The organism is Dysgonomonas reticulitermitis (assembly GCF_054601275.1).
Genome location: NZ_BAAHWU010000081.1, coordinates 1 through 7,238, shown reverse-complemented (window position 1 = coordinate 7,238; position 7,238 = coordinate 1). Strand labels below are relative to the sequence as shown.

Below are 7,238 nucleotides of genomic sequence, written 5' to 3'. Positions count from 1 at the left end.
TTATCATTTCCAACTCTGCACCGACCAGGTTGATATGCGAGGGCAGGATGTAAAGCCCTGCCGTATCCGTGGTTACGACAGCCTCCTGCGGACAGGGCGCCGCGCCGTTCAGGCACTCATAGATCGAATTTCCTACACGCGTGATGTCGATGCCCAGCCCCGACGAGGCATTCGCCTGCGGATCGGCGTCCACGACAAGCACACGCTTTTCCATGGCCGCCAGCGAGGCGCCCAGATTGATCGTGGTCGTTGTTTTGCCTACGCCGCCCTTCTGGTTGGCTATGGCGATTATCTTTCCCATCTTTTTTTATTTCTATATATTCTATTCACATTCTGATCCTGTCGCACGGATCGGGTTTTTCCTTGTTCCGGAGGTATCCGTACATTTATCCCGGACTTTCCCGGGAGGAAAGAAAGGGATCCCGGTATTATCATCCCGACAAGAGGGATCCCAAAAACACAAACTTTACAAAAACTACACTTGTTAGCGGTGTTTTCACCGCTATATACTGTTTCTTCATTTTTACTTACGGTCTGAAAAGCTTCCCTGTTTTCTGCTGCCGGAAGACCGGCACAGACGCTTTACAATTAGCTTCGCGATTAATGTATATCGCCATCGCTTGATGCGTTTCCATCCGGTAACCGGTGTTTGTTTTTACACACCAGGCGGTAAATTCCTTCAATAACAGCTGTATTTCAGGGTAATCCACCTCTATAAATCCACGCCGGCCGGTCCTGTAAATCCGCACCAGGCCCGCCCGCGACAGGCCCTTCTCCACCTTGATGGAATCGCTCAGGGGCTTCTCCGCCGGACGACCGCCGCAGGCGGCAAAGTCGTTCAGAAGCGACAAAAAGCCGAGCATCTCCCGGGCGTCGCCACGGGCAATTGTCAGTATATCCGCGTAACGGCTTCCTGCATTGCGGCCCTGTAGCGTAAATCTGCAGCTTGCGTTGCGGGTACCGGACGGCGCCGAAACCGTCAGGCAGATTGTTTCGCTTTTATAGAGGGACGGACCCTTGAAGAGCGGCTGTGCGCCAAGCCCGGGGCCCGGCAATAGAAAAAATAGCAATAAATAAGCCTTTTGCATCTTATCAGGTTGATTTTTGAGTTTTTTTTGTAAGCAATAAAAGTGCGCTGTTTTTCTGACATAATCAGACGTCCGCCTCGCCGCTTCCGCCCGGAGACGGCCCTGTGCCGGCCATCGCGCATTGCCCCTCAAAGCGTGCGCCGGACTCGATCTCCAATTCCGTGGCTTTGAGGTCACCGTTTAAAATAGCGCCGTTGCGAAGGACGGTAAGCCCTGTGATACCGGCATCCCCGTGCAGGGAACCGTATATGTCCAGCAGGGCGGCCGTGATATTTCCGCGCACTTCGCCGCCAGGGCCGATGATCACGGCCTTTTCACTGATAATATCACCGACTACGCTCCCGTCGATACGCAGGTCATCGGCGAGCTTTACCTGGCCGGTGATTACGGTACCGCCGGCAAGTAAGCTCGGGCCCTGGGTCTGATACACGCTTTCCATGTTATTCCGTCTTTGTCTTTTTCTTGATAATCCCATCGTTTTATTCGGATTTTGGGTCGTTGTGCACTCGTGTTGCTTCTTTTTTTATATATTCTCGCAGGTATCATGGCTCAGGCCGGGCCCGATTGTTCGGCCAGGTACTGCTCGACGGCCTCTGCCGCCGCGTCTTTCAGGAGGACATGCTTGAGGGCGTCCAGCAGGTATAACGACGGTATGGCCTTCAGGTCGTATAACTTCCTGCCGAACAGGGACTGCCCCTTATCGTACCCGTTCAGCCACGTGGATGGCATCTCCCCGGCGTGCTTCTTCCACAAGTCCAGGTCGGAATCGGGATAGACGGCCAGGATGTCCAGCCGGCCGGATAGCAGCAGGCGGTTGATGACCTCCGACGAGGCCAGGCTGGCGGTCGTCTCTTTACAGGCAGGGCAACCCGGATTGTAGAAGAAAAGGAGCGTGTATTCTTTACGCAGGCTGTACAGCCTGCCTGTTTGCCCGTTCGCCAGGGTATAGCTCACGTCGGTAGCCGGAGCGCCCAACCGGTTCTTGAGCAGCATCTCCAACTCGAAGCCCGCCCGCTGCCGGTCCGCCTCCGCGGTTAGGCTGTCGCCCAGGATATGACGGACAACCGGTATATAATACTCCTCGTTGCGCACCGGAGAATTCGGGTCGTACAGGTATTTCTTGTACAGGGATATAAAATGGCGGTACATCGTACCGCTACGGTCTTCGCGTCTGGCCCGGTCCAGCATGGCGGGAATCGATGCTTCCACCGCCGCCCGGTCCGTATGGGAAAAAACGTCCAGGTAATCGGCCAGAGCCTGTTCCGTGATCTGAGGCAAATGCACACAGGCCGTATCACTGAAATCAAAGTGATCCCAGTAATGGGCGGCCAGGTATCCGGCACGCTCACCGGCACGGGTAAGCTCCCCGGGAATAACCGGCAGGACGAACCGCCGGGGTGCGTCTCCCCGGACGGCATCCTGCAAGGCCTGACTCTCCGCGGCGGGCTTTTCACCTCCCCCGCAGGTCATCAGGCAGAAGATCATGATCCCACACACGGTGGCGGGGAAGATGCTATAATTCAGGATAGTGGACGGTTTTATCATACTTTTTGCACTGTATAGTTAACTATATATAATCAGGTTTTAAGTTTTTAAAATTAAGCCACGCTATTTATCACAAACGGTGTGGCTCTCAGAGCTTGTACAGAACTTACGGTCTGTGCGGAATGAATATTCCGCGTTGCAGTTGTTCAGGCGAGCAGTAGCCGGAATCAGAAGCTTTTGCCCTGATCCCGGATCCGTCGGCGTCGTCGCGACGGGACGGATCGTATGCTCCCCTGCGCCATGAAGGCGTTGCGCCGTGCAGCGCAGCTCCCTCCCGGCGATCGAATGTAGATACACAGCAATAATAGTAATCAAGTTAAAGGGCGCCCGCGTTTCCAGGCAGGGAAGCCGCCGGCGCTTTTTTGGTATTATATGGTCAGTCATTTGATGTCGTTGTTTAAGTACTTTACACATTGTTTCGTTATCCCTGCCGATGATGATACCGGCAGGATTATAATTATTGCTTCGCAACACACAGACGGGACGTCTGCGCGAGCGTGCGGGGTTATCCCTGTTTATCATCCTCCGACCTTTTTTTTGGTTATCATAGGGTAGCCTGGCGCTACCCTATAGGGTGGAGGGGGCGGGGGGGTAACCCGGCGGCTCGTAGTGGCTCGGAGGACTTGAATCGGGTACGATCAGCTACAGCGCGTAGCTTATTCCTTAATGCACCTCGCGGGCGCGGAGCATGTTATATAGTTTTGATTATTTGGTAGTAATTGAGTGCTTGAAAAAAATAGAGCACGTGCGAGTCCTCCTGCTTGACTAGTAATAGTGGTCCCAGGATAAATCCCTTGGACGCCCGCCTGCGCGATACCAGCATCGTTAAAATTTCCGTATCCTGTGGCAGGTAAAGAACCAATGGAGCTTGCGCGTCCCGGCATCCCGGCAGACCACGGTGAGTTGGCGGCGGTCATGGCACTATACGCGGATTGAGTGGAGCTTGCATCAGACGGGATTCGCCAACCTGGAGGGCAAGGATCGTAAACTGATTTGGTCGCAGTCCACAGCTGGGGGATGCTGGAGCCGCCATACCATGAAAAAGTGCCTGTAATGAGTTGTTCGGGGTTCCTTACCGATTTCAGAAGGTTATAATTGGGTGCGGTGGCGCCACTATAGGTGGTGGTTGGTTGCGTAAAACTTGCGCCTGAGGGACCATAATATGTCTTTCTCGTTGTAGCGTTTATCGCGGAAGGTCCGTTGAAGGGGTCTTTGCGACCCCATTGGTACTGGAGGCCGTAGAAATCGGAATTACCCGGGGCTATTGATAGCGCCCCTACGTTGCAGGTCATAAAAGTTCCTGCAGCAGGATTGGGTATATTTATAGAAGTAACCCAGATGTGCCAAGACCACAGTATTTCTCCTGCGGTGTTTTTGATGCATACCACAGCGTTGCCTGCAGCAGAGCCAGGGTATACCATAACCTTTCCGTCCTGTCCCGAACCTCTCGCGGTGACGGACGCAATGTTCGAGTTAGCGGCCATTCCATTCGCGTTGTCAGTCCACACCATTTCGGCCGTGAAAGCCTCAGTAGCGCCAAGCTGGGTACCCAAGTCGGAGTCGTTGCACCTGTCAACTGGGATAAGAATGGGAATACTCCCTGGAGCTACAATGTACGAATTTGATTTGGGCTGTAGAAGAGCCGAAGCGCAAAACAGCGGAACATCAACATCAGCGAACAGGCCTGTCGGGCTGCTGATGGTCACCACCGGGCTGCTGGATATGACGCTTAACGTCGTCATGTCATCGATGACACCGAAGTATACCGTTTGTCCGGCGGCGCTTATGTTCGCCGGGTAGGTGGCAGTCGGCAGCGTAAGCACGTTATCCGGATCTTCTTTGACGGTCACCGTAAAAGGCGAGTTGGATCGTACGGCGAACGATTTGGTGTTGCCATCCATCAGGTACATGGAAGCTACCATGGGAATCATATTATAGACACCCTGGCGAAGCGTAAGGGATTTGTTGATGGAGGAGATCCCGTTGGAAACGCTGTAAAACCAGATCGACGAACGCACCAGGAACGGATCGGCGTTCAGCTGGGCGGTGGTGATGGCCGGTGGCTGTATGTTATAGTCATGGGTAGCCGAAGCGTCTGTCAGGCTGCCGCTGGCCGGAATACTGGTCAGGCCCGTGCCGGTAGAGAAGGTAAAGGCTGTGCCGATGGCTGTACTGACAAAGGTCAGGGGGGAAGCAATCGGGGTCCATGCCAGGTGGAACTCTTGGGCGGCAGGCTGGGTATCTTTCGCGGCGAAAAACTCGAGCTGGCTGACCGGGTTCCCGCTGCTATCCGTGATGTTCAGGGAAAGGGCCGCGGAGATTTCCTGTGTCACCTTGACGACATACTTCAGCCGGCCGGCGGACAGGTGGACAAAGGCGATACGTTCGCTGGTACCGCTGTTCTGGCTCATAGTAAGCTTTGTATCGACAGCCGGGCCGGCGGCGCCTGCCTTGACTGTGGCGTCCAGCCAGTCGGAAGTGTTACCGGCGGCATCGGCTATCTTATCTATTGTCCATCCTCCCGGGCAATCGGTAATAATGGAAAGGATATTGTCTTCGCGAGCTGCCGTACGGGCATCGCTGGAGAAGGTAAACTCGCCCTGGGATACCCCCAGGTAATTCTGGCCGTCGAAAACGATGTCGGTAATCTGTGATTCGTTCCAGTCGAGTATCGTGGCGGTAATATTGACCGCAGGCCCGTTAAAGGCTGCTTCCGGGTCGGATTGTCCGGAACCGTCGACATCATTGACTTTCACCAGGTACCTGTGGTTGCGCAACAGGGGCAGGTAAGTGGTTACCGAGGACACGGTATTGGCGAACTCGACCTTGTAATAGGTCACCTGTGTATCCGACCCGTATATGCCGCCTATGACCAGGCAGGTATTGTCCTCCGGGGTGGCTGCCGCGCCGGCTTCAGCCTCGAATGTATAGATCTCGTTTTCGCAGGCTATATCCGTTGTCGTTATGGATCTCCCGTCGTAAACCAGCGGGTTTAGTCCGGGGTTCGCCGGTTTGTTAGCCGTTGCGGGAACGGTAGGGGCCGTAGCGATGGTGGTTCCGCGGTTCCAGTTCGCGTCATCGGGCGCGACCTGGCCCTGGTCGTTATAATTATAGAGCCGTACGCTTGTCAGCTTGAAATCAGACTGGGTTGACGGGCTTATGAGCACATCGATCCTGGCGAGCATGCGCGTCAGGGATACCGACTGGCTGCCGGTAGCCGTACTGACTGTCAGGCCGGAGATCTCGCCCCACATCGGGATCTTTTTATAGCCCGGGGCTGCGGGGTCGGTGTTCCATTGGCCGGCATTGGATAGCAATAACCGCTGCATAACGGATGCCTTGCTATCCCCTGCGTTGATACTTCCCAACGCGGCGTTGACAATCTGGCTGCTGTTGGCCAGGATCACCAGGTCGTAGGTTCCCTGCGGAATGCTGGCCGTAAATGTTTTTATCGCGCTGTTGCTGGAGTTGGTCGTTACAGATGTGATATTGATGGGGTAGTGGGTATAGCCTCCTGCGGTAGTGAACAGCAGCAGGACAATATGATCCACCTCGTTTTCGTCATCGGCGGTCAGCGCCTTGGTTTTGGGTGCGGTAGCTCCCGGCACCCGGACTGAAAAATGAACCTGCTGCCCGCCGCTATTTCCGGCGACAGTGGCTTCGCGCTCATCCGTGCACCCGCATAGCGCGGACAGCAAGTAGACGAGCATCAATAGATATAAACCCTGTTTTTTCATATATTTTGTTTTTTTTGAATTTTCTATCCGTTCTGATCGACAGTAATGATTTTGGTCAGCTTCCCTGCCTTTAAGTGGATATAACCGGTACGGGCGGTACCGCCGGTATTTGCCGTAACCGAAACCGAAACGGTTGTGGTTGTATTGGCGGGACCCGAGGTTGTACCGGCGCTCAGCCAGGAGATGAGGGCGTCGGATGCGTCCGCGATCTTGTCCACCCTCCAGATTCCCCCGGCGTTATCGGTGTAAACGTCAACGTCCCGGTTGCCGGCGGATGCAGTAAAGCTTAACGCGTCCGGGGTAGCCGTCAGTATATAATTGCCTCCGGCCAGGTCGGGACCGAGACCGATAAGGTTCCATTCGGCGATAGTGGCGGTTATATTCACCGTCGGGGTGTTAAAAGCTATTTCAGGAGTGGGAAATCCGGAGCCGCCGACATCCGCGATGGTTACCGCGTACAGGTGGTTGCGCTTCAGGGGCAGGTAAGTGGTTACCGATGACACGGTATTGGCGAAGTCGACGCGGTAGAAGGTCTGCACGCCATCCGTATCGTAAATGCCGCCTATGACCAGGCAGGTATTGTCCTCCGGGTTGGCGGAGGTACCGGCTTCAGCCTCGAATGTATAGATCTCGTTTTCGCAGGCTATATCCGTTGTCGTTATGGATGTCCCGTCATAACGCAGCGGGTTTAGTCCGGGGTTCGCCGGTTTGCTAGCCGTTGCGGGAACGGTAGGGGCCGTTGCGATGGAGGTTCCGCTGTTCCAGTTCGCGTCATCGGGCGCGACCTGGCCCTGGTCGTTATAATTATAGAGCCGTACGCTTGTCAGCTTGAATTTGGCCTGTGCGGTTGAACTGAGATCCACATCGA

The 7,238-nt window shown here is 54.8% G+C and carries 6 protein-coding genes; all 6 read right to left on the bottom strand.

Annotated features, from left to right (window positions below; genetic code table 11):
- On the bottom strand, positions 1 to 301 hold a 301-nt coding region (locus tag ACYPZI_RS15225; RefSeq protein ID WP_459603110.1), incomplete at its 3' end, for a ParA family protein.
- A 226-nt stretch (positions 302 to 527) separates the two neighbouring features.
- Positions 528 to 1,088: a hypothetical protein gene (locus tag ACYPZI_RS15220; RefSeq protein WP_459603108.1), complete on the bottom strand. Its 561-nt coding sequence runs from the start codon at positions 1,086 to 1,088 to the stop codon at positions 528 to 530.
- Between the two features lie 64 nt (positions 1,089 to 1,152).
- Positions 1,153 to 1,527, bottom strand: a complete 375-nt coding sequence (locus ACYPZI_RS15215; RefSeq protein WP_459603106.1) for a bactofilin family protein — start codon at positions 1,525 to 1,527, stop codon at positions 1,153 to 1,155.
- Between the two features lie 110 nt (positions 1,528 to 1,637).
- Positions 1,638 to 2,633, bottom strand: a complete 996-nt coding sequence (locus ACYPZI_RS15210) for a DUF5106 domain-containing protein (RefSeq protein WP_459603105.1) — start codon at positions 2,631 to 2,633, stop codon at positions 1,638 to 1,640.
- 656 nt (positions 2,634 to 3,289) lie between these two features.
- A complete protein-coding gene (locus ACYPZI_RS15205; RefSeq protein WP_459603103.1) occupies positions 3,290 to 6,370 on the bottom strand; it encodes a FimB/Mfa2 family fimbrial subunit in 3,081 nt (1,026 codons plus the stop codon).
- Positions 6,371 to 6,393: 23 nt separating this feature from the next.
- Positions 6,394 to 7,238, bottom strand: an 845-nt coding sequence (locus ACYPZI_RS15200; protein WP_459603101.1) for a BACON domain-containing protein, incomplete at its 5' end; no start/stop codon positions are given.

Coding starts and splice junctions, on each gene's coding strand:
- ACYPZI_RS15205 (WP_459603103.1), bottom strand. CDS start 6,370: ATGAAAAAACAGGGTTTATATCTATTGATGCTCGTCTACTTGCTGTCC.
- ACYPZI_RS15220 (WP_459603108.1), bottom strand. CDS start 1,088: ATGCAAAAGGCTTATTTATTGCTATTTTTTCTATTGCCGGGCCCCGGG.
- ACYPZI_RS15210 (WP_459603105.1), bottom strand. CDS start 2,633: ATGATAAAACCGTCCACTATCCTGAATTATAGCATCTTCCCCGCCACC.
- ACYPZI_RS15215 (WP_459603106.1), bottom strand. CDS start 1,527: ATGGAAAGCGTGTATCAGACCCAGGGCCCGAGCTTACTTGCCGGCGGT.